General features: G+C 37.6%; 29 protein-coding genes. 4 read left to right on the top strand and 25 right to left on the bottom strand.

What is annotated here, in order from left to right; translation table 11 throughout:
• Nucleotides 1-9: 9 nt before the first annotated feature.
• The 5 genes from DJ533_RS00995 to DJ533_RS00975 form a co-directional block, all read right to left on the bottom strand.
• Nucleotides 10-639: a hypothetical protein gene (locus tag DJ533_RS00995; RefSeq protein ID WP_228716460.1), complete on the bottom strand. Its 630-nt coding sequence runs from the start codon at nt 637-639 to the stop codon at nt 10-12.
• Between the two features lie 12 nt (nt 640-651).
• Nucleotides 652-1,293 (bottom strand): hypothetical protein, encoded by a 642-nt coding sequence (locus DJ533_RS00990; RefSeq protein ID WP_024160763.1) that lies wholly within the window; start codon nt 1,291-1,293, stop codon nt 652-654.
• Between the two features lie 220 nt (nt 1,294-1,513).
• Nucleotides 1,514-2,044 carry a hypothetical protein gene (locus tag DJ533_RS00985; RefSeq protein ID WP_024160762.1) on the bottom strand — a complete coding sequence of 177 codons (531 nt, stop codon included), beginning with the start codon at nt 2,042-2,044 and terminating at the stop codon, nt 1,514-1,516.
• Nucleotides 2,045-2,244: 200 nt separating this feature from the next.
• On the bottom strand, nt 2,245-2,718 hold the full coding sequence (locus tag DJ533_RS00980; protein WP_227504915.1) for a hypothetical protein: 474 nt from the start codon (nt 2,716-2,718) through the stop codon (nt 2,245-2,247).
• A gap of 88 nt (nt 2,719-2,806) precedes the next feature.
• On the bottom strand, nt 2,807-3,241 hold the full coding sequence (locus tag DJ533_RS00975; protein ID WP_005006045.1) for a DUF6573 family protein: 435 nt from the start codon (nt 3,239-3,241) through the stop codon (nt 2,807-2,809).
• Between the two features lie 152 nt (nt 3,242-3,393).
• Here DJ533_RS00975 and DJ533_RS00970 point away from each other — a divergent pair, with 152 nt between their 5' ends.
• Nucleotides 3,394-3,891: a cold shock domain-containing protein gene (locus tag DJ533_RS00970; protein WP_024160760.1), complete on the top strand. Its 498-nt coding sequence runs from the start codon at nt 3,394-3,396 to the stop codon at nt 3,889-3,891.
• A 69-nt stretch (nt 3,892-3,960) separates the two neighbouring features.
• Here the strand turns inward: DJ533_RS00970 and DJ533_RS00965 are convergent, their stop codons facing one another.
• From DJ533_RS00965 to DJ533_RS00925, 9 genes are all read right to left on the bottom strand, one after another.
• Nucleotides 3,961-4,299, bottom strand: a complete 339-nt coding sequence (locus tag DJ533_RS00965; protein ID WP_024160759.1) for a hypothetical protein — start codon at nt 4,297-4,299, stop codon at nt 3,961-3,963.
• Nucleotides 4,300-4,456: 157 nt separating this feature from the next.
• Complete coding sequence (locus tag DJ533_RS00960; protein ID WP_024160758.1) at nt 4,457-5,554, bottom strand: adenine nucleotide alpha hydrolase family protein; 1,098 nt, start codon at nt 5,552-5,554, stop codon at nt 4,457-4,459.
• A gap of 176 nt (nt 5,555-5,730) precedes the next feature.
• Entirely contained in the window at nt 5,731-6,207 is a 477-nt protein-coding gene (locus DJ533_RS00955) for a hypothetical protein (RefSeq protein ID WP_065995438.1), read from the bottom strand.
• Between the two features lie 72 nt (nt 6,208-6,279).
• Nucleotides 6,280-6,594: a hypothetical protein gene (locus DJ533_RS00950; protein WP_024160757.1), complete on the bottom strand. Its 315-nt coding sequence runs from the start codon at nt 6,592-6,594 to the stop codon at nt 6,280-6,282.
• Nucleotides 6,595-6,606: 12 nt separating this feature from the next.
• Nucleotides 6,607-7,449: a hypothetical protein gene (locus DJ533_RS00945; RefSeq protein WP_024160756.1), complete on the bottom strand. Its 843-nt coding sequence runs from the start codon at nt 7,447-7,449 to the stop codon at nt 6,607-6,609.
• A 252-nt stretch (nt 7,450-7,701) separates the two neighbouring features.
• The gene (locus DJ533_RS00940; protein ID WP_065995439.1) at nt 7,702-8,232 is read right to left on the bottom strand and encodes a hypothetical protein; all 531 of its coding nucleotides are present in this window, start codon (nt 8,230-8,232) and stop codon (nt 7,702-7,704) included.
• Nucleotides 8,233-8,275: 43 nt separating this feature from the next.
• A complete protein-coding gene (locus tag DJ533_RS00935) occupies nt 8,276-8,839 on the bottom strand; it encodes a hypothetical protein (protein WP_005006063.1) in 564 nt (187 codons plus the stop codon).
• A gap of 144 nt (nt 8,840-8,983) precedes the next feature.
• Nucleotides 8,984-9,742 carry a Fic/DOC family protein gene (locus DJ533_RS00930; protein ID WP_005006069.1) on the bottom strand — a complete coding sequence of 253 codons (759 nt, stop codon included), beginning with the start codon at nt 9,740-9,742 and terminating at the stop codon, nt 8,984-8,986.
• Nucleotides 9,743-9,811: 69 nt separating this feature from the next.
• A complete protein-coding gene (locus DJ533_RS00925; protein WP_005006071.1) occupies nt 9,812-10,024 on the bottom strand; it encodes a hypothetical protein in 213 nt (70 codons plus the stop codon).
• A gap of 197 nt (nt 10,025-10,221) precedes the next feature.
• Between DJ533_RS00925 and DJ533_RS00920 the strand changes: the two genes are divergently transcribed.
• Nucleotides 10,222-10,677 (top strand): hypothetical protein, encoded by a 456-nt coding sequence (locus DJ533_RS00920; protein WP_065995440.1) that lies wholly within the window; start codon nt 10,222-10,224, stop codon nt 10,675-10,677.
• A gap of 104 nt (nt 10,678-10,781) precedes the next feature.
• Here DJ533_RS00920 and DJ533_RS00915 read toward each other — a convergent pair whose 3' ends face one another.
• Nucleotides 10,782-11,237 (bottom strand): hypothetical protein, encoded by a 456-nt coding sequence (locus DJ533_RS00915; protein WP_228716458.1) that lies wholly within the window; start codon nt 11,235-11,237, stop codon nt 10,782-10,784.
• A 25-nt stretch (nt 11,238-11,262) separates the two neighbouring features.
• Nucleotides 11,263-12,338, bottom strand: a protein-coding gene (locus DJ533_RS00910) for an IS3 family transposase (protein WP_087548153.1) whose coding sequence is annotated in 2 segments (ribosomal slippage) — nt 11,263-12,086 and nt 12,086-12,338 — 1,077 coding nt in all. Because the reading frame shifts where the segments join, the coding sequence is not laid out codon by codon here.
• Between the two features lie 528 nt (nt 12,339-12,866).
• Between DJ533_RS00910 and DJ533_RS00905 the strand changes: the two genes are divergently transcribed.
• A complete protein-coding gene (locus DJ533_RS00905) occupies nt 12,867-13,127 on the top strand; it encodes a hypothetical protein (protein WP_035272626.1) in 261 nt (86 codons plus the stop codon).
• On the opposite strand, the gene DJ533_RS00900 is transcribed toward DJ533_RS00905, so the two are convergent.
• From DJ533_RS00900 to DJ533_RS00880, 5 genes are all read right to left on the bottom strand, one after another.
• Entirely contained in the window at nt 13,119-13,613 is a 495-nt protein-coding gene (locus DJ533_RS00900; RefSeq protein ID WP_005006076.1) for a hypothetical protein, read from the bottom strand. The two genes, DJ533_RS00905 and DJ533_RS00900, sit on opposite strands and share 9 nt — an antisense overlap.
• Before the next feature lie 93 nt (nt 13,614-13,706).
• The gene (locus DJ533_RS00895; protein ID WP_005006077.1) at nt 13,707-14,132 is read right to left on the bottom strand and encodes a hypothetical protein; all 426 of its coding nucleotides are present in this window, start codon (nt 14,130-14,132) and stop codon (nt 13,707-13,709) included.
• 41 nt (nt 14,133-14,173) lie between these two features.
• Complete coding sequence (locus tag DJ533_RS00890) at nt 14,174-15,067, bottom strand: hypothetical protein (RefSeq protein WP_005006080.1); 894 nt, start codon at nt 15,065-15,067, stop codon at nt 14,174-14,176.
• Complete coding sequence (locus tag DJ533_RS00885) at nt 15,067-15,495, bottom strand: hypothetical protein (protein ID WP_005006083.1); 429 nt, start codon at nt 15,493-15,495, stop codon at nt 15,067-15,069. Before DJ533_RS00885 ends, DJ533_RS00890 begins: the two co-directional genes overlap by 1 nt.
• Before the next feature lie 227 nt (nt 15,496-15,722).
• The gene (locus tag DJ533_RS00880) at nt 15,723-16,547 is read right to left on the bottom strand and encodes a hypothetical protein (RefSeq protein ID WP_065995441.1); all 825 of its coding nucleotides are present in this window, start codon (nt 16,545-16,547) and stop codon (nt 15,723-15,725) included.
• A 186-nt stretch (nt 16,548-16,733) separates the two neighbouring features.
• Here DJ533_RS00880 and DJ533_RS00875 point away from each other — a divergent pair, with 186 nt between their 5' ends.
• Entirely contained in the window at nt 16,734-17,060 is a 327-nt protein-coding gene (locus tag DJ533_RS00875; RefSeq protein WP_005006087.1) for an H-NS histone family protein, read from the top strand.
• A gap of 79 nt (nt 17,061-17,139) precedes the next feature.
• Here the strand turns inward: DJ533_RS00875 and DJ533_RS00870 are convergent, their stop codons facing one another.
• From DJ533_RS00870 to DJ533_RS00855, 4 genes are all read right to left on the bottom strand, one after another.
• Nucleotides 17,140-17,409 (bottom strand): hypothetical protein, encoded by a 270-nt coding sequence (locus DJ533_RS00870; RefSeq protein ID WP_005028520.1) that lies wholly within the window; start codon nt 17,407-17,409, stop codon nt 17,140-17,142.
• Entirely contained in the window at nt 17,409-17,753 is a 345-nt protein-coding gene (locus DJ533_RS00865; protein ID WP_005006095.1) for a hypothetical protein, read from the bottom strand. The genes DJ533_RS00870 and DJ533_RS00865 overlap by 1 nt, the downstream gene beginning before the upstream one ends.
• Nucleotides 17,754-17,966: 213 nt before the next feature.
• Nucleotides 17,967-19,049 carry a hypothetical protein gene (locus DJ533_RS00860; RefSeq protein WP_065995442.1) on the bottom strand — a complete coding sequence of 361 codons (1,083 nt, stop codon included), beginning with the start codon at nt 19,047-19,049 and terminating at the stop codon, nt 17,967-17,969.
• A gap of 76 nt (nt 19,050-19,125) precedes the next feature.
• Entirely contained in the window at nt 19,126-19,857 is a 732-nt protein-coding gene (locus DJ533_RS00855) for a type I-E CRISPR-associated protein Cas6/Cse3/CasE (protein WP_063454684.1), read from the bottom strand.
• Nucleotides 19,858-20,033: the final 176 nt, after the last annotated feature.

Raw genomic sequence — 20,033 nt, 5'->3', positions numbered from 1 at the left:
GAATATCACTTATAGGAGTTGTTCAAATTTACGGATCCATCTCTGTAGTGCCAAGTCATTCAGGATCACTTGAACATGAGTGCCATCATATGAGCCTTGATATAGGCTGTAATATTTTTCAGGATTCAAGATACATTCAAGAACTAAATCAAAGTTGTTGCTGTAAGAGTTACGCGTAGCGACATATACACTTTCTGCTACTGGCTTTTCGACTTTGGTGAGTGTGATTGAGTCTGAATGCTCATGAGCGAACAAAATAGGGTCGTCTACGTCTTGTTCTTCATCTGGCTCAATGTCCATTAACGCCAAGCGTCTATCTTTGGTTTCTTGGTCGAGAATTTCCCAACCATCGATAGATAAAGTACCGCCGTCAGCAAGTTGAATGAGAACAGGGGTTTCTTTGTCCTGATCTGTATTGTCCAGAATGGTGAAGATCCCTAGTAATCGAACCCATGAAGTGATTAACTGGCAAATGGGTAGGTTTTCATTAATTTCATGGCGATTCTTGCAAGACTCGCTAAACATCGCCAGATTTTCAGGGTGATTAATATCAATATAGACATTGTGCAAAACAGCATCAGCACTGGTGTTGTTTGGTGCTTCGTAGCTCAATTCAATCAATAAGTATTTTTTAGACATGATCAATATTCCTTAGTACAAAACTTCAGTGCCAACAACGCAATCCAAAAACTTACCTTGCAGATCAAATACTAAAAATTGTTGCAGTTCTTTTTGTGTCGAGTGGATGTTAAAAACAGGCACAATCAAGCTGTCTTTTTCAAATAGGTTATGGTTGTTAATGACGAAATCATGAGCTGAATAGCAATGACCTTGCAGATATACACCGCAACGCATCAGCTTATCTAAATCAAAAGATTGAGAGATGTAGTGAACATCTTCTGGTGCATATTCACTGGCAATATCTCGGCTATATGCAAGATTGACTTGCTTGACCAAGCTTTGTTGAAAAAAGTCGCTGTCATGCACTTCTGAACGTGCGATGTCAGTAACAACTAAAATGGGTTGTGTTTCCCAAAAAATGCTGAGTAATTGATTAAAATCAAGATGCTCAGGGAATTGAACTTTTGAAGTAATAACGCTCCAATCATCAAGGGTTAAAGATAGAAAGTTTCCGTAATGATCAAGCGGAATAACCGTTAATACATTAAGGTCTTGATGCAATTCTTCGTTATACGAAAAATCAGCAAGGGAATGACCTGTATTTAATTCAGGATTCACAATAATGTTTAATGTTTTAGAACGGTTTGTAAAAAAATCAAGTACGCTTTTCATATCTTCAACTCCAAGTTTTAAGCAATTGCTTAGGTATGAATTAATTATATTTGTGAAATATCCCTTAAAAACTTTTCTCAAATTACTTATGGAACTGGCAATGAAAAATTTCAATATTTTTTAATCAATTAAAAAACATCGTATACGTCATTAAATCTAATGGCATAAAAAAAAGAGGGTAGACCTTTATTGGATCTCCCTCTATTTGTTTAATGGTTTCTTATGACAGGTTGTTTTTAAAGTACTCAATCAGTCTTAAATAAACAGTGTTCGCCATAAAATGTGAGCTATGCAGCGCATTAAAATCTGCGACATCTTCAAAACATTCTGTCAGTAATGCACTGGCGAAACCTTTATTCCATGTATTGAACTTTTCCAGTTCTGCATCTGACAGCAAATCATATTGAATCATGTCATTAATGGCTTGGCGTTGTAAATTTATCGCCACATCCATGACTTCGCCCTCAATCAATGCATGAGAATCATCAGGACTGAATCTAAATGATTCGTGAGCGTCTGCGATGGCTTGAACCTGTAACGGTGCATTGACTTCAATGCAGTAGGCTTGTGACTTGTGTTGGTGAAATAAAATGACATCCAGTTCAATGTTAAAAATAAACTGCGGATCTGCTTTGGTTGCTACGCCAATCACATTGATGACGCAACTTGGTAAACCGTCATACGCTTGGGTGAAGCTTTGTAGCAAGTGGCGCACATTAGCAGTACCAGTATTAAATTTTTGTAGTTGCATTGTCGTATCTCCAAGTTTTAAGCAATGAGCTTTGATGTATTCATTATATCGGTGCATGTGGCCTGTATAACTTTTCAGTAAAAGTATTACGGCTGATAGGCTCATGGTTTCAAGTTATTTTTAATCAATTAAAAACACCGTTTACGGCCATCATCTTATGAAAGGAATAAGCTATGGGTGCTTATTCCTGGTGGGTGTGATTAGTGCGGTTCTACGTCATACGTGTTTTCATTTTCTTTAAGTCTGGCTTTTTCACGCTTCAGTCTTAAACGCTCCTGATGTTCCCTGTATAGGTTGGTGAGTTGACCGACTGGCAAATGTAGAAACTTTAGATCAATGTTTCTTACCCAACTATCAACAGCAAGCTTTTTGCTTTTTTTAACGTCTGGCACTTCGTAATGATCACGCTTGATTGCGCCTTTTACGGCATTTAACACGAGATCCGCGGTAGCTTCATTCCAGCACTTGAATAATTTAATGCCTTTAAACGCCTTATATTTTGCTGGTACTTTTTCACTGTACTTAAACAGCTCTCCAGTAGATGTCACGGCGATAAACCAGTCACAACGGACAAGCTTCATCGTTTCTATACGTTTTAATTCGTTTTTTTCTCTTTGTTGTTCTATTTCTTGCATATTTGCAAAGCCGAATAAGTCAGGGTTGTCAATTTTCATAGTCGCCATTTGAATTTTTTATACCTCTCAATGAACGTTCGGATCTCAAAAAAACCTAGCATTGTTTGGTCAATGCTAGGTGTTGTGTTTATTGGTCTTCAGGCATCATAAAAGTAATGATAGGCTCACCATTCACACCAGGCCCAACCGTAGCAATATTGGTGATTAAGGTGTCAGAAAAGGTATGCGGTGTATCTTGTAGAGCATATTTAAACTTAACGCTTTGGTCATTAAGTGCAACTGAACCACGAACGCTCATGTTCAACATATCAAAGATGGTATATCCCATTAAATCATTGATTTTTTCAGCATCAGCTTCCGTACCATTCGGAAAAATTGCTTTTGCAGCTGTCAGGTGCTTGTTATACAAGTTGCTTGTAATATAAACAGGGAACTTATAGAACTGTTTGCAATCTTTGGCATGTTCTTCTTTATCGCTAAGGCAAAGAATCACGCCCTCTTCTAAAGCGTCTTGTAAAGAAAAAACAGTGATGACTTCAGCACCAGCGAAAAAATTATTCATAATAGCTACTCCATGTTTTAAGCAATTGCTTTTGATGTTTTAATTATAATAAATCCATAAACCTTAAAACTATTTTTTAAAAAAAAGATAGTATTTATTTAGGTTTAACAAATATAATTAATATAGCTTTTAATATATATTTGGGGTTTTAGGTGGTACTAACAGGAACAATTAAAAAATATAATAATGAGCGTGGTTTTGGTTTTATATCTACGAGTAATTTTGGTGATGTATTTTTCCATATTAAGGATTTTCAGAAAGGCGAACAGCCAATAGTAGGTCGAGAGGTCTATTTCGAGGTAGTTAAAAAAGAAAATAAAAATAGGGCAATCCATGTTTACTATTCCGACCATGAACAAACGCATGACAAGCAAAAATCATTGCCACTATATCTATGGATAATTTTTATTAGCATAGCTATTGGGGTGGCATATCTAGGTAGCATTCAATTAAAGAAATATCTATATAAAGATAATCAAACTACAAATGCTATATATCAAAAGCCAGTAGCCTATAAGTGCGATGGTCGTAAGCATTGCTCTCAAATGCGATCTAAAGAAGAAGCTGATTGGTTTGTGAAAAACTGCCCAGATACCATGATGGATGGTGACGGCGATGGCGATGCTTGTGAAAATGATTCAAGGTGGTAGTTGTATAGTTTCAGACAATAAAAAATGAGCTATTAATACTTAATTAATAACTCATTCCTTAGGTTGATTTTAGATTTCTGCCAGTGTTTTACCGTCTTGTAATTCATTAATCTGCGCCAGTGTGACAGCTTGAGCGTCATATTCTTCTGTCACATACGATACAATTTCTTCTATTGAACATTCACCAACTACACCCCAAAGCACAAAATTGGTATGGGTTTTTTCATTCCAGATCTGCTCAACTTGTTCTAGATCCAGATGCCCAATACTCACAAAAAGGTCATAAGCCAATGCCCAATTTTCGTAACGGCTGACAGATTCATCAATGATAGGATCATCAGACATTAAATAGGTCATCATTGCCTTAGCTTTACAGAACTTTTGCATTGTTTCGTTTAAAGTTGTCATAAACATCATCTCATATTGATTGGTTTAAAATCATTTTATGCTGACAGGTGGTGTCAAAAACTTATTCAAAAACAAAATTATTCCAAACCATTTTTAATCAATTAAAAAACATCGCTTGCGGTTTTCATCCTAAAAAGGTGCCAAATGGCACCCTAATTTACAGCGATCCACAACCCTCCTTGTTGAATGCGCCTGGTGGAACCGTCCAGTTATCCGTGAACACTGGTAGGTAATAACTTTCAATTTTGGACTGTACCAGTGCTTCCATATCCTGAATGTCGAATGGCTCAATGCCATTGCTCAGACTGACGACATCGATCTTTGAGCGACTGATCGTACAATCAAACTTTTGTTCATAACCAGCGATCAGCTGAGCGCGTTCAGGGTAGTAGGTGCTGATGGTTGACCAGATTTTAGGACTGTTGAAGATACAGGTCATGCATGAGCTACGGCCCCAACCTAAGCGATATGGCACTGGTGGAGTAACCTTGTACTTCTCCAGTAACTCCCATACTTGCTCTTCAGTGAAGTGAAGCACGTTCTTCCACCAGTCAACGCGTCTTGCTTTCTTACCGCTTCTACGGTCGCATGGGTGCGGTTCTAGCTGGTTGTACTTACTGCGGTTTGGTGACTCTTCACGGCGTTCACCAGTGATAAAACAAATGTTCTTGCCGTCAAAGCGTTCTTGGTTGTTCAATGCTCTGCGTCCGACATCGATCTTTAACGCTGAAGAACACCAGCGCGTCATGAGGCTGGCTGCTTGTTGTGGGAACTTCAAGCGTGTGCCTGTTTTACTGCGGTTGTTGTCGCGTTCAAGCTTAATTAAGCCCTCTGGTGTTTCTACGAAGTGGGGTTTTGAGTAGCTGTTTTCTTTGAGCATTTCGCCAAGGAAACCGCCCTCGAGCCAACTGAAGTACAATGGTGTGTCGAATGCCTGAGCGAATGCTTTGGTATAGTTTTCCATGAACACCCAATCCATGAACGGCTGGTTTTCTTCATCAATTTTGTGGTGCCAAAGCTCAATTTTGCTTTTATCTACTCCAGCCTCCAGTAAGCGCAAATACGCTGCAATCGAATCCTTACCGCCACTTAAGCAGACAATAAAAATGTCATAGATACTTAGATCGATGTCTGGTGCTTCATGAAAAACATGCTCAGCCAGTTCTTTGTTTAGATCGGTACCAGACAGCAACTCCAGTTGCCCGGCTATTGTTGGGATGATGACTTGATCATCGTACTTATGCGCTGTATTCACTCGACTTACTCCAGATTTAAGGCTTTGTGCCTTGCTTGCTATGGATTAAGTATAGAGGGGTGTACCAGGGGAAAAACTTTTCTCAAAATTTAAAAATATTGAAAATATTTTAACCAATTAAAATCATCGTAAGCGGTTATAACGTCTAGCAAAACGGCATTGCGCCGTTTCGGTGGTTACTTATATTTTTGGATGATGCGTTCAATAAATCGAATCATTGTGTCCTTATCAATTTTGGCCTGGTCGTAATTGTCATAGCTAAACATCACCAAAGCATCTTCCTGAGTGATGCCAAAAAACTCACGTACTGCTTTCCACTGGTAAACGACTGGTACAGTGACAACAGGCGCATCTTTTAGCTCTTCATTGCTGAGTATTTTTTCATACATGAAGATTGGCCCAACACAACCATGAAAATTGAAACCTAGATTTTGGAAATACTCGACAGACGTAGCCCAACCAATCAGGCATCCTACAATATTTTTATCTAACAATTCTTCTGTGGTGAAACCTGAAAAGAAATCGGTGTGTTGTTCTGTATGGCTTGCGTCATAATCACGCCAAATGTCGAAATCAAAGCTTTCATCAGGAATGACCTCGATCACTAGCTCAATCAGCTTTTCTAAACGCTCAACGGTCGTTGCTTTGTTCATATCTGCTCCAAGTTTTAGGCGGTGTGCCAAAAGGGGTAGCGGTACATATTGGCGCACGTACCGCTGTTGGAATTACAAATCCAGTTGAATTAAGAACAGTGGTAAAGGTGCATCACTGTCTTGTGTAATGAGCATAGGCAAGAAGAAACTAAATCCCTCAAAAAACACGCCCATGTCGTAATCATCTTGAAAAGAAAAGGGCTGTGAAGTGATACTGACATTCTCAATAGCACTAATTAGTGCCTCGATGTTGGTATGTTTTGCTGTATCGATCACATACACACGAAAACCGGCTTCTGTGGTGTTCGGTATCTGTTGTACTTGCTGTGGCAAGTAAAAGCCAAGTTCGTTGATGGCACTGACGAGTTGCGGATTTTCAATTGTCATGGGTAGGTTTCCTTATTGAACTACTTTTGCGCTATTTAAATTTTGCAATGCGATATGCGTTAAACGTTGATTAATGATTTCGTCATACGGCGAAATGAAATCCTCTTGCCAGTTATGCATGAGATGTTCGATCGGGTATGTTTCCAGATATTCTTCTAATGCTTCATTCGGCTTAGGAACGAAAGCTAATGGCTCTTTAATGTTGTAATTGCTGGCGATGTATTCCAGTGGATCACAATCACCTGGTACGTTGACCGTAGCAACAAACTCAAGATAAGCACCATCGGGGAAAAACTTATTGAAGCAATCAACCACAACAGATATTTCACGGACTTCATCATCATTTAAAGTGAACTCACGGACTTCTTTATCCAGTGCAACAATTGAGCTAGATAACAAGTGGTCAAGGTCTTGTGGACGGATGTTCACGCAATTAATAACTTGGTTGATATGATGAATAATCTCGTCTTTGATTCGGTCTTCAAAAGCGTAGTTGCTGTCAAAAATAATATGATCGACATCTTCATAATTGAGTCCAAAAAACTCACGTACTGCTTCAGAACCGCGATAAACAACATTTGTTTTGAGTTCTTCATAAGTGAATGGCTCACCAGTATTCGCACGGAATGGTGCATAAAGGGGAACGCCGTCTAACATCATGAAGTTAAGTCTTTTAAATGTTTCATCAGCTGTCGCCCAACCTATGACGCAACAATTAGCATCACTATTTATAAGTTGAGCAAAAGTCATATTGTCGGTACCAGGGATCGTGCGCCATAAATCCAGATCAAAACGCTCATGTGGTACTTGCTTGATGATATTTTTTAAATGATTTAGCTTATCAAGTTGATTCATTACAGGACTCCAAGTTTTAAGCAATTGCTTTCGATAGAACCATTTTATTTAAAAAATACTAATGAATAACTTTATTGGAATTAATTAACCGACCTAAAACACGTAATGGATATTTGAAATATTTTTAATCAATTAAAATCATCGTATACGTTTTAAGCCATGCTTAGACGGCGTATATACCGGTCTATTTTTCTAATGCAAAAAAAAAGAGTACTTAAGTTCGGACTTAAATACTCTTAATGAGTTGGGGCATTATTTCCGATTGGCTAAGTTGAAAAATAGTGAATACATTGCATTCTTAAATAACCAAAAGGTGAGGGGATTATCCGCTTCATCTTTAGACTGGTGGCGAATGATATTCCAGTTGAAATACTTTTCTGAATAGCCCATGTGAGTGACATAAGCAAAATTACGAACGTCATTTTCTGAAACGTATTGGAATGCTTGTTTAAGCTCATTTTGGGTGTTTTGTTCGCCGTCATGGTCAAAAGCATCAGCTTCTAAGATAAGTTCGCGCATGCCGACCATAGCAAGGTATATGACTGCTTCAAAGTCATAGTTCATCATGCGTAGGAAGTGTTTTTTCAAAAAGGCTTCGTCAATGTGTTCAACTTCTTTGTAATTTTTAAGTGCGCTTAGACCATGCACACCAAAGATATATTTAAGTACACGAAATTGAGCGCATAACGGCAAGTTTTCACCCTCCACATGTGAGCAAAGGGCGGTGTAGCGGTTCATGTCGATGACTGAGCTTAGAGATTGTTTTAAAGCGCCTAATAGCATTGTTATATCCTTTTTCGGGTTTTGTTTATTGTATGGTGTACGGTTAAGCAAGAAATGTGTTAACTAAATGAGTTGTGTCATGGTGTTGAGATAACTTTTCGGCATCCATGTCGTTATGTTCTTCATAGATAGTTTTTAAGGTTTTGATGGTTTCATGCATCAAGGTTTCATGATGCTCAGTATTGAATTTGAACTTGTGGCACTCTTTAGCAAGGGATACACGAACTTTGAATTTTTCTAAAAATTCGATGGTTTTATTGGTGGTGTCGCTTTCACATCCAAAGTAACAAACATTATCAATATGCAATGTGGTTGTTTTCAGCATTAATGGATTTTTATCAAACACAAAATAAGCAAAAATGCAGTTTTCACGACTGTTGTAAGTAATGTAAGACTTCTCAACATTAATTGCGTCCACTGATTTAAACCAAACAACGCCATCGTCATAGGTTTCAGCATGGCTTGAGAAAAGCATATAAATTAAGGTGTCGATAATTTCTGCGGTGCTGTTGCCGATAATTAAATGATTCAGACTTGAATCACTTCCGTTTGTAAATTGGTATTGAGCGACCACTTTATTTGCAAATTGATGTGCTGCGTTATTCATTATTCATCTCCAAGTTTCGGACAATATTTTCCTAAGGTTTTATTTTAATCTGAGTCACTTCATTATAAATTTTTCTCAAAAAAAAGATTCTTTTTTCAAGAATCTTTTAATCAATTAAAAGCTATCGTATACAGATTAATCTAATTATCCGTAACTCGGTGAATCATCATCATTTGATTTATCCTGGTCATTTTCCTGTTCTTGCTCTTGTTCTTCAGTATTTTCAAGCTTCAGGACTAGATCGTATGGTTCAATGATATTGTCCATGACTTTTAAAAGGTAAGAGAGGTCTTGTTCCATCGGTTCTAGGTTTTCATAGTTTTCACCGACATAAAGCTCTTGATCTGTCAGTGAACGTTTAAACGCATAGTTCCAATCTGATACGGCGACCTTGCTATATACCATGGTGTAACCAGCATCATTCGCCAGCTGGTTCATCATCAGTTTAGCAGCGCGACCGTTACCCTCTTCAAAAGGGTGAGCTTCATTTAACTTGGCATAAAGCTGAGTGAACTCTTGCACAAACTGGTCTTTGTCCAAACCTTTCAGGTGGTCTTTTTCTTTAACCGCCTGTGAGAACTTATTCAGTTCATCAGGGATCAGGTTTTTATCTAGGAAATGACCGATTTCATAATTACCGTTCGGGTCGATCGCACGTTTAGAAATGTCGTCCAGACGCACTTCTCCAGCCCAATCGTAAATATGCTCAAAGATTTTTTCATGGATTTTAGAGAGGTGGTCGAGATCGTAATTGCCACGTAACGGCGAAATTTCCATTTTCGCTATTCGATGTTCCGTGATTTCTTTTTCCAGTGCCTTTTTATAGTCGCCTTGCGCTTGGCAACTGGTAGGTTGAGATAAGATGTCTTTCGCATCTAAATAAAACTCAAGTTTATCGTCCATATTGTTCTACTTATGAGTGATTGGGTTTGGTAATCCGCTGTAAGCTAGATTAGGTTGTATTCGCGATGATTAGGCTTTGTTTTTAAGTGCATTCCATTTCTTCATCAATGCAGCTTCTTCCTCGTCAAATGTTGTTTGACCAGTTGCTAAGCGCTCCATACGTGCGTTTGATGATGCTTCACATGCTTTAACAATGTGAGGGGAGAACTCTTGAGCTACATTGCCTTGAGCAGAACGGTATGCAGCACGTACACGGTCTTCGTATTTTACTTCTTCAGACATATCGGTTTCCTGTATCAACAATCTGTAAATTACAATAATTGTAACCCCAAACAAGGGGGCGATTCTTGCTAAATTGCGTATAAACAATCTTATTGGTATATACCGATTAACAAAATCAAATAAGATTAAAATTCCAAAAAAATCAAATATCGTATATTAAGTATATAATTTAAGTATATACAGGAAAGTCGTTAAACATGAACGTATTCAAAACACTAAAACTATCTGCAGTTGCAATAATCTCAGTGTCTATGTCGTGCGCTGTTTTAGCTAATAGTTCTTTAAATAACCTGAATACAAACAGCTTAAAATCTGCTGTTGCGCTTTCTCCTACTGCTGAAAACAAACGTAAAGTTGAGCGTTTACTTAACACTAAAACACCGTACCAGATTGAAACTGGTGCGGTACTTAAAAAAGTGAAGTATTCAAAACACTTTAATATTAACGTTCAGATGTCTAGCAAAACTGCAGATAAATACTCTTCTGATGAAACTGACTCTTTAAACCGCTTTGTGAATGAAAAGATTCATCCGTTTTATTGCTCTGTATTCGCCAATGCTCCAGTTAAACCAGATCTGTATGTAGACATCGTGGACAATCAGGGTAAATCATTCTTTGGAAGTGCTGAGCGTTATTCAGATACTTGCCAATAGTTTTAAGGGCTAAATATTACATAGATCTGTTAACGCCGTTTTAGGCAAAAACAAATAGACCGCTTAATTGCGGTCTATTTGTTTTTATACTGACACCTAAAACCTTATGGAAAGGTCTTAGGTAGCACCGCTGTATAGCCTACGATCTTGCGTATTTTGATCTGCATATCAAGATGCAACGGCTGTACTGTCAAACGATTGAAGTAAGACTTAATCTCGCGCATCCACGCATGGAAACGATCATCGCAATGACGCATAAGCTTCTTAAGGTGATTGCGGTCAGCTTCTTGTAAGAAACTGAGTTCGCTGTCGATTGACCAAAGATCAATATCCTGATCATCTATACATAACAAGTACTGCGTATCAACGACCAATGAAGATACCAACTTGCCTTGGTCTTGCTTGTAGATCAGCTCAAAATTAACTTGTGCATCTAAAGCGCCGTTGATGTTTTCGATTTGAATGTCACGGCGTAAACGTACTGGTAGCTCCAGCAGTACAGTATTCTTATTTGACTGGTAATAATCAGCACGGACTTGGCTATCCGGTAATCCTCCCATAAATAACTGAATTTAAAAGTAGAGGTTAAGCAGCCATCAAAGGTGGTTTGCCTCCGTTAGCTTGATGTGGTCGTTCATGATTGTAGTGCCACAACCACTGTGTTGCATAATCTTGTACTTGCTCCAATGTATCGAACAAATGTTTGCTCACCCAACTATAACGCATTGTACGATTGTATCGTTCGATATAAGCATTTTGTTGTGGCTTGCCTGGTTGAATATATTCAATACGGATACCATGCTCAGCTGCCCAACGTACGAATTCGTGGCTGATAAATTCAGGTCCATTGTCGCAGCGAATCACAAGCGGTTTGTCTCTCCATTCGAGCAATTGGTTAAGTGTACGAATGACGCGCAGTGCAGGCAGTGAAAAACCTGCTTCAATCACTAAACCCTCACGTCGATAGTCGTCAATTACGTTAAGCAAACGGTAACTTCGTCCATCACTTAACTGATCATGCATAAAATCCAATGACCATACTTGATTTGGATGAGTTGGTTCCTTCAATGGTTCAGGTACATGTCGTTTTAATCGTCTTCTTGGTTTGATCCGCAGATTCAGTGCCAGCTCACAGTAAATACGGTAAACACGCTTATGATTCCAACCACACTTCTCAACATGGCGTAGATAAGAGAAGCATAGCCCGAAGCCCCAATCTGTATTTTCTTCGGTGAGTTCAATCAATTGTTCTGCAATCAGTGCATTGTCATCGTTCAATTTGGACTGATAACGGTAGCAGGTTTCACTGATACTAAATGCACGGCAGGCCAAACGAATACTGACGGCATGATCACCAACGGCTTGTTGTGCCATCTGACGACGACAAGATGGCTTTACCACTTTTTTGACATGGCTTCCTGAATGATTTCAGCTTTAAGCCGCTCTTCAGCATACATCTTTTTTAGCTTGGCATTTTCGGCTTCTAGTTCTTTCAATCGAGTAATTAATGAGGCATCCATGCCGCCATATTTAGCCCGCCATTTGTAAAAAGTCGCATTACTCATACCATGTTCACGGCAAAGGGTGGCAACAGGCGTGCCAGACTCCGCTTGTTTCAAAATAGACATAATCTGACTGTCAGTAAATTTAGATGTTTTCATGCAGAATCTCCTGCTTTGATCTTAAGAGAAAATTCTACTTTTACATCCTTTTATTTTTAGGGGGGATTACCATCCCATGCAATATTTTCTAACATAAAATTTTGAAAAGAGGTGAGAGAATCTTCTTGTAGACCGACAACTTTTGTTTTAGATAAGATTTCAAAGTTCATATAATTTCTCCAAATGGTGAGCATTGAGCTCATACATTCATTATATTTCACTGTACATTTTTAAAACTTTTTTCAAAAAATATAGATTGTTTTAATGCTGTCCACTTTTACATTACATAGACAAGGGCAAAAAATCTAATTAAACTGACCTTGAATAAGAAATGCGTTCAAGTGTTTTGTGTTTTTTTATTCACCTTTCAATTTTAAAGAGCCAGGCGTTTTGCGTCTGGTTCTTTGCTTTCTGGTATATACCAAGCACATTTTGGTAATGTGCATTGACCAATCTCAATCATAAAGTTTCAGTTTTAAACCTTATTTATCGCTACGATTAAGCCAGTTGCTAGATGGGCTTTAAGATATGAATGCATCAAGTACAATAGCTTTAATGGCTGTATCTATTGGTTTTCCAGTGGTATTAAACTTTGACTTTGCTTTTACTTATTTAATTGGTTTTACCTTATTCGCCTGCACGATCGGTTTAATGTTTATGATTGTGTTTTTTGTTTATAACAGTGCTGTGACGGAAAAGATTAGCGCAATAATTAAAAGGATGTTCTTTTTTGCTGGTTATTGCGCTTGTGTATTAGGTGCGGTTTTCCTTACAAGATGTCTAGTTTAGTACGTTAATGTTTAATGCATATTTGCTAAATAAGTAATACCCAAACATACAGATCGCTAATGTAATTACCGTCACTTTACGCGTTGAGTTCACAACTTCAGCACTGTCTTTCTTGCTATTAAAAATACCAACTTTGATCAACTTAAACACTGAGTCTAAAAGGGTGATTGCAAACCACGTTCCTAAAAAGTAAATTGCCATGGTCAAATATTCCTGTTTGTGCAACACATACTTATATAAATAGACCTGTGTAGTGACCACAATTAATGAAAATGAAGCGCCATAGTGCAAGGTTTTGACGGCATTGCGATGTTGTTTTTCATTGTTGATGTTAATCGCTGCGTTGATAAAACAAAAAATTGCCAATTGTCCAATGATGACGACAATCCCCATTGCAAATAATTGGATGTTAAGACCATAAGCCTTTTTCACTAAAATTACGGCGCTTGCAAACGCAAGGAACATTAAATATATGAGATATGGCATGATTTTCTTGGTATGAAGCGATGATATTGGATGATTCTAGGCTAAGGTTCAAAAAAAAAGAAGTATGCTGGTCGCAACATACTTCCGATCTGATCAGGCTTCTACGTTCTGATTGATATAGTTTTTGTAGGCTAACTTCACTTCACTTAAAAGGGCTTCTTTCAAAACACCTTTGTCTTTTATCGTTGGATTGTGCAAACCAAGTGACGCACGGCGCTGTTGAGTGGTGTTTTTATTGGCATCTGTTACCCAAACTGAGTCGATATAATCATCAACTAAAGCATGCAATTCGTTTGGTTTTACTGCATTGTCTAAATTGGAAAGTATAGCCTTATTGTTTACGATCGCTAAACTTTCATCATATTCTCGATAGCTTGTACGTAAAGTATTCTTAAAATGAAGCAATTGATCTTCAATTTTTAATTTACCGCCATCAAGCTCGATGTCGATTACAAATGTCGTGATTTTAGATGATAGACCTAAAACACCAACTGATTTAACGCGAACAATAGTATCCATAACAACTCCAAGGTTTTGAGCAATGAGCTCAGGTAAAACGGTTAAACTTTTGTGAGATCTGCTTCAATATCTATCAGCAATTCTTTTACTGCTTTCATGTGTGGCAATAAAGTATAGGTGTTCATTTCGCTATTAAATGCACCAGCTTCAAGTTGTACACCAGCAATAAACGGCTCATTGATTAAGTTGTTGCCAATGAGATGACTTAAGCAAGCCTGTACCAGTTCGTTATTTTCTTCAGACTTAACCAGTAGGGGATACAAAACCACGAGTATTGGTAAATCACAAAACTCCATGTTGTTTGCATCAAGTAGCTGTTTAAGTGCATCCTTAATATCTTCGTTGAGAACCAACAGTTCTAAACCTTTTTTCATGTCTTTATAGGCGTTATCAATGGTCACTTCGGAAAAGTAAAACCAATCGCGCTGGTCATCGAGCATGAAGCTATCTAATGCAGCGATTTTCTGTAAGATCTGCAATTGTTCAGGGTTGAACGTGCGAATCGCTGTTCCATTGATTTTATGCTGTAACAACAGCTTTAACGCCGTTTGCGCTTGATCGTTTAACTGCTGTACTTCTTGATTGAAGAAGTTGCATAACTGATTCGACAGATCTACAAAGATAGAATTGTCATAGCAATCAGGTACCACGTTTTGAGTGGATAGCAACATAAAGCCATTTTCTGACAGCTCAGGATTCATATAGATACAAAGATTATGATCTTCGGTCAGCTCTGCAAAACCTTTTAAAGTGGTATATGCAATTTCATGATCAGGCAATTCAATACCAGCATGGATATTAATGTGGAAGCTTGGGCTTTGGTCGCCGTGGTCTTGATCTGCAGTACTGATCATAGATAACAGGGTTTCCAAAAGCGCCATATTCTTACGAATAGGCGCCATAGCTTCATTAATTAAGATAAAGCTACTATTCATTAAAGTGCCTCCAAGAATAGTGAACCCACAATATCAGTATTGAGTGGGTTAATTTCAATGAATTCGACCAGCTCCAGCGCTTTATCAAGTGTGAGTTCCTTAACGCGGAAATCAAAAAGCGTATCCTCGCCAACGCCATCAATCACACCATATGAAGACATCAACTCTTCCAATTCAGGGATATTTTGATAATTTTCTTCAGCCAAGTTTTCCAAGGTCAAAAGGGCATTATCTACATGTGATTTGAACATGTGGGCAAGGAAGAAAGCCAAACGGTTCTCATGAGGTGCACGAATGAAGAAATACTCACTATGCTCGTCATCGTTAGAATCCTGGCGTGACGCTTTAACCAAAAACAAAGGTAAATTGTCAGTACCGCCGTGAACTTCGTTAAAATCGATCGGGCAAAAATTAGGGTTTAAATTCATGAGCTTTCTCCAAATTTTAAGCTATTTGCTTGATTAGGTTTCATTATATTAAGAATATGAACGGATAAAGTTTTTTTAAAAAATACTTATTTAAGCATCAAGAAAGAATTAATAATGACGAGCGCCATTGCAGCGCTAAAAATAAAAAACCTTTTTTAATCAATTAAAAAAACATCGTTTACGTTTTTAAGCGCAACTTTAAGAGATTTCTCTCTTAAAGGCTTGGTTTATTCAAAAGTGTTGGTGTATAAGTCGGTTTTAATGAGGTTTAATACATACTGGCATTCAGTCAGTAGATTTGCATATTCATCATCAAAGCATTGTTCTTCTTCAAGCATGATTTCTATATTTAAAGGTTCAACCACTGTGTAAGGCTCTTTAACGCCAGTTTCTTTATAATTTGAAATAATGACCTGAATTGCTCCAGATGCAAAGTCACCCTCAAGCGTGTGGCTATAGTAGAAACGGTTTCTAATATCGCTGTGATTACTGTCGATTAGTTCTAAAGCTGTACCAAACTTGTAGGTAGTCAGTAATTCTATAACGTCTTGGGCGAACACTGTGTTTAATGAGTCGTCAGTTTTTAAATTGAACGCAATGTCTTTAAACCTTTTTAAGATTTCTTGCTCTTTAGACTCGTTAAAGTCTTTGAAATATTCGTCAAACTTATGCTCACCATGACTCGACAAAAGTTTATGGTGGTAGTTGTATTCGTCTACCACGGTCAACAGGTCAAGTTTTTGCAATAACTCAAACTCGTCTTTTGTAATTTCTTTAAAACCCAAAACGTAAAAAGAATCACCGCTGATTTCCCAAGAGTCATAGCGAGTTTTAAAATCATGTTCTTCTAATAAGGTTTTAATGTCTTCAAGTTCTTCACTCTCATAGCTTGAATACTTAAACAGGGTGTAATTAACAAATGCCATCAAAACTGGCACTTCTGAAATTTTCTTAGAGACATATAAGCCGATATTAAAATCACAAATACGGATACCAATTGGTAGTGCTGATGTTTCGTTAATCGCAAGATTCATCATGAGATACTTGTACATATTAATTTACCTAACAGGTTGAATGTATTTTTAGTTTAATGAATTTAAAGTGGGAATAATTTTTGCTTAAAAATTAGAATAGCCATGGAATAAGTTGAATATTTTAATCAATTAAATTCACCGTATGCGGTTGTAAACAAAACGCACTGATGTATATTTGATATAACCAACTTTTCGAGTTTAGTTATGGAAATTGAAAACCTAAGTAAAGACCAGTTAGAATGCCTAATTAAAAAGGCACAAAACCAAATTGTTGTAGTAGAGAATACGAACCTTGATGATGGTTATCTCAAAATGTTTGAGATCGCAAAAGAATTAGGCTTAACTATTCTTGAATTAAATGAGCACGGCGAAAATCGTAAATTAAATAAAAAGCCAGTGGTTAAAGCAGATCCTAAATATCGCAACCCGAATAACCACAAAGAAGTGTGGGCCGGTCGTGGTAAACGTCCATCCTGGTTAAATCGTGAGATTGAATCTGGTAAAACATTAGAAAGTTTTCTTATCGTATAAATATGAAAAGGGCTTAATTGATTTAAGCCCTTTTTTTAAATGCCATTGTCAGTGTTGTTTAGAGCAGCTGCGCGACTACTTAACAGAGTTCAGCTTTGATGTGTTCTAAGACATCATCTTCAACACCCTCATTTGAAAATGCTTCAATGAATTCATTCAGGTTTTCATTGCTTAATGGCAAACTACCGTATTGATCTACTGCAATCTTTTGTGAGTTATGCACCAGATATTCAATACTGCAGTCAACAGAACAAAAGGTTTCTTGAATTACATCATTCACCTGATGGCCAGACTTTTTATCGTTAGTATCAATATCACTATTACAGTGATGGCAAGTAAATAATCCCATTACGCAACTCCTTTCTCAATTAAGCTAATTACACCGTGTTCTAATTGGGCATCAAACCAGTGCCAGATAATAAAGCGGTCTGTACCCTTGCCCCATAGATGAAAGTCTTCTTCGATTTCATCATCATTGTTTATCGGGGTGTTGCCAAACTCTTCCCATAAGGTTTTATGGGTTTTGCCTTGCAAGCTTAATACGCCATTTTCAGAATTTGCTTCAAACCAATCTAGGATCTGATAGCGATATGCACCTTTATTCCAGATATGGAATTCGCATGGTAGGGAATTAGATTCATCAAATTGAATCTGCTGTAATTCACTCCATAACTGGTCTATTGATTTAGCCATGTTTTATAACTCCTTGCTTAATAATTCAATTTTAATAAATAAAAGTACTCAAAAACTTTTCTTAAAAAATATATAAAATCCGCTAATAATTTCTTTTGGAAAAAATTATCGAGTGAGCTTATTAAGAGGTTTAAGCATGAATCTAGATAAAAACGAAAAAGAAATTCTTGTTTGACCAACCCAAAAAAAAGAGCCTTAGGGCTCTTTCTATTTTTAGGTGGCTTTTTCTTTAGGCACACCGCCAACAATCTGAAATGGTATCCAATGGTTAACCCATTTTTCTTTGGTACCACGTTTGCCCAACCAGTAAAAGTTCCAGTGAGGAATCAGTGGATGTGGTTTTTTGGTACCTTTGTAGTTGCCAGACTTTAGATCTTCATCGCGCTTTAGGATCGCTTCATTGATCTTTTTATTTGTTTCGGTACCAACAATAGTCGGCTTGTACTTATTAGCCTCAAATAAACGCAATTCACGCTTAATCAGCTCTAATTTAGGCTTGGCTTGTGTTGTTTCTGGTGTTAATGGTCTGAGATCTGGTTCTTTTTGGCTGAACCATAGAATCAAATTGATTAGCTTCTTCTGCAGTTCCATGAACGTGTTAATTTCTTGTTCATCTGGCAAGTTCTTTTCATCAAAAAACGTATCAATGAAATCGGTCATGCAGTCCTCAACAGTTGATTCAAAATCATCATCATCAGGGAAGTGCATGGTAATGGTTTTTGCTAAGCCAGTATCGGTATATACCGTGGTAAATAGCACCTTGCGATCGTTTAACGTGTTTTTCGCAAAAATAACACCGACCACTTGTTCATTTTGCACATAGAGGTTGGCGTTATCTGTTTGAACGTAGATCGCAATATCAGGTAGGTTTAATAGGAATCCGGGGATACTGCGGTTATATTCGGTCTTCACAAGCATTTGAATGACTTGATCTTCAAACCGATAAATATTTTTGGTTAGGCTCCATGAGCCAAGGGTAATGATTTCACCAATGTTGCAAGGTAGCTGATTGATAAATGAGAGTGGGATTTCTTGGCCAGTGGCTTGAACACCCATAATGGTACTGGTGCGTTTCATTCGTTCACGCCAGATAGGATCTCGACAATCTAGTGCAGCATATGTCCATTCATCACCACTGATTAGGCATTCGTGCGGATCTTTACTGTTTTGTCGTGCGATCGCATAAGCTTCTACACGTTTCATTAAGCCATTGAGGTTAAACTTCACATGCTCTAATCGCGCTGTGATGACTTTAAGCGGTATTCCTATCTTTGGATCTAAATCTTTATTTCTCATGTTGAGTAACCAGGATCTACATCAGATCAATATCTGAAAAAATTCGTTTAAAAAAGGACTTTAAAAGTCCTTTCGATTAGGCGTGAGCACTATTATTACAAGGCGGTGTAAACAAAGTGCCATCTAAGCGGATCATTCCAAAGCCGTAGCTTTTATCACGACCAATACCATTGAGCCATGCTGTTTTAAATAGCTCTAAATCCCCAACAGTCGCACTAAATGAAATATCTCTGGTCTGGACTGGAATATTCAAAATACTGAGCTGTGGTCCACATTGTTGCTCAATTATAGTGACATCCAATAGACCTTTGCTACTAAGAGCGTTTTTGGTGAATTCGGCTGCTTCATCTGCAGTTAGATTTTTACGCTTCTTACCTGAATTGCCTTTGGGTTTTTCGCCGTGGACCGAAATGTATTCTTCAATTTCTTGACGGTTAAAGCTACACTCTCGGTTAAGAGGAACCATGATTTTTCCAGTGATTTGCTGACCGTGCGAAATTTCAATGTATTCTTTGGCCATTGGGATTTTGACGTCCGATACGCACGTTCTTAAATAGATGTGCTTGCCATCAGTAAAAAATATGACTTTTGCGGAACAGAATGTCTCGACCTTATTTCGTTTAAACATTTCTCTAAAAATGTACTTGAACAAGTTCTTTTCATTTTCAGGGTGTGTAAGGGCAAAACAATTGGCTGTTAGTTTTATGTTATTCAGACTCATTTCGATATCCAGTTTTCTATAAACAGCATTATTAAGAACCATTACTTTAAATAAAGCCCTATTGACAATAAGGGTATTATTCAGCATTTATAAACGCTAAAAGTAACTTCTATGTGCATTAAACAAAAGTGGCTTATAATATACTTAAAACCCTCAAAAAGCGTAATACTCGTATTATGAAAATCAACCACAATTCATTAAACCCACACTTTCATGATACTTATTTTTGTGTTGGAAACTTTTTTTTTAAAAAATATCTCTGT

This window comes from Acinetobacter defluvii (assembly GCF_001704615.3).
Taxonomy (GTDB): Bacteria; Pseudomonadota; Gammaproteobacteria; order Pseudomonadales; family Moraxellaceae; genus Acinetobacter; species Acinetobacter defluvii.
The sequence above is the reverse complement of the archived record's forward strand: the minus strand, read 5'-3'. Positions and strand labels throughout refer to the sequence as shown.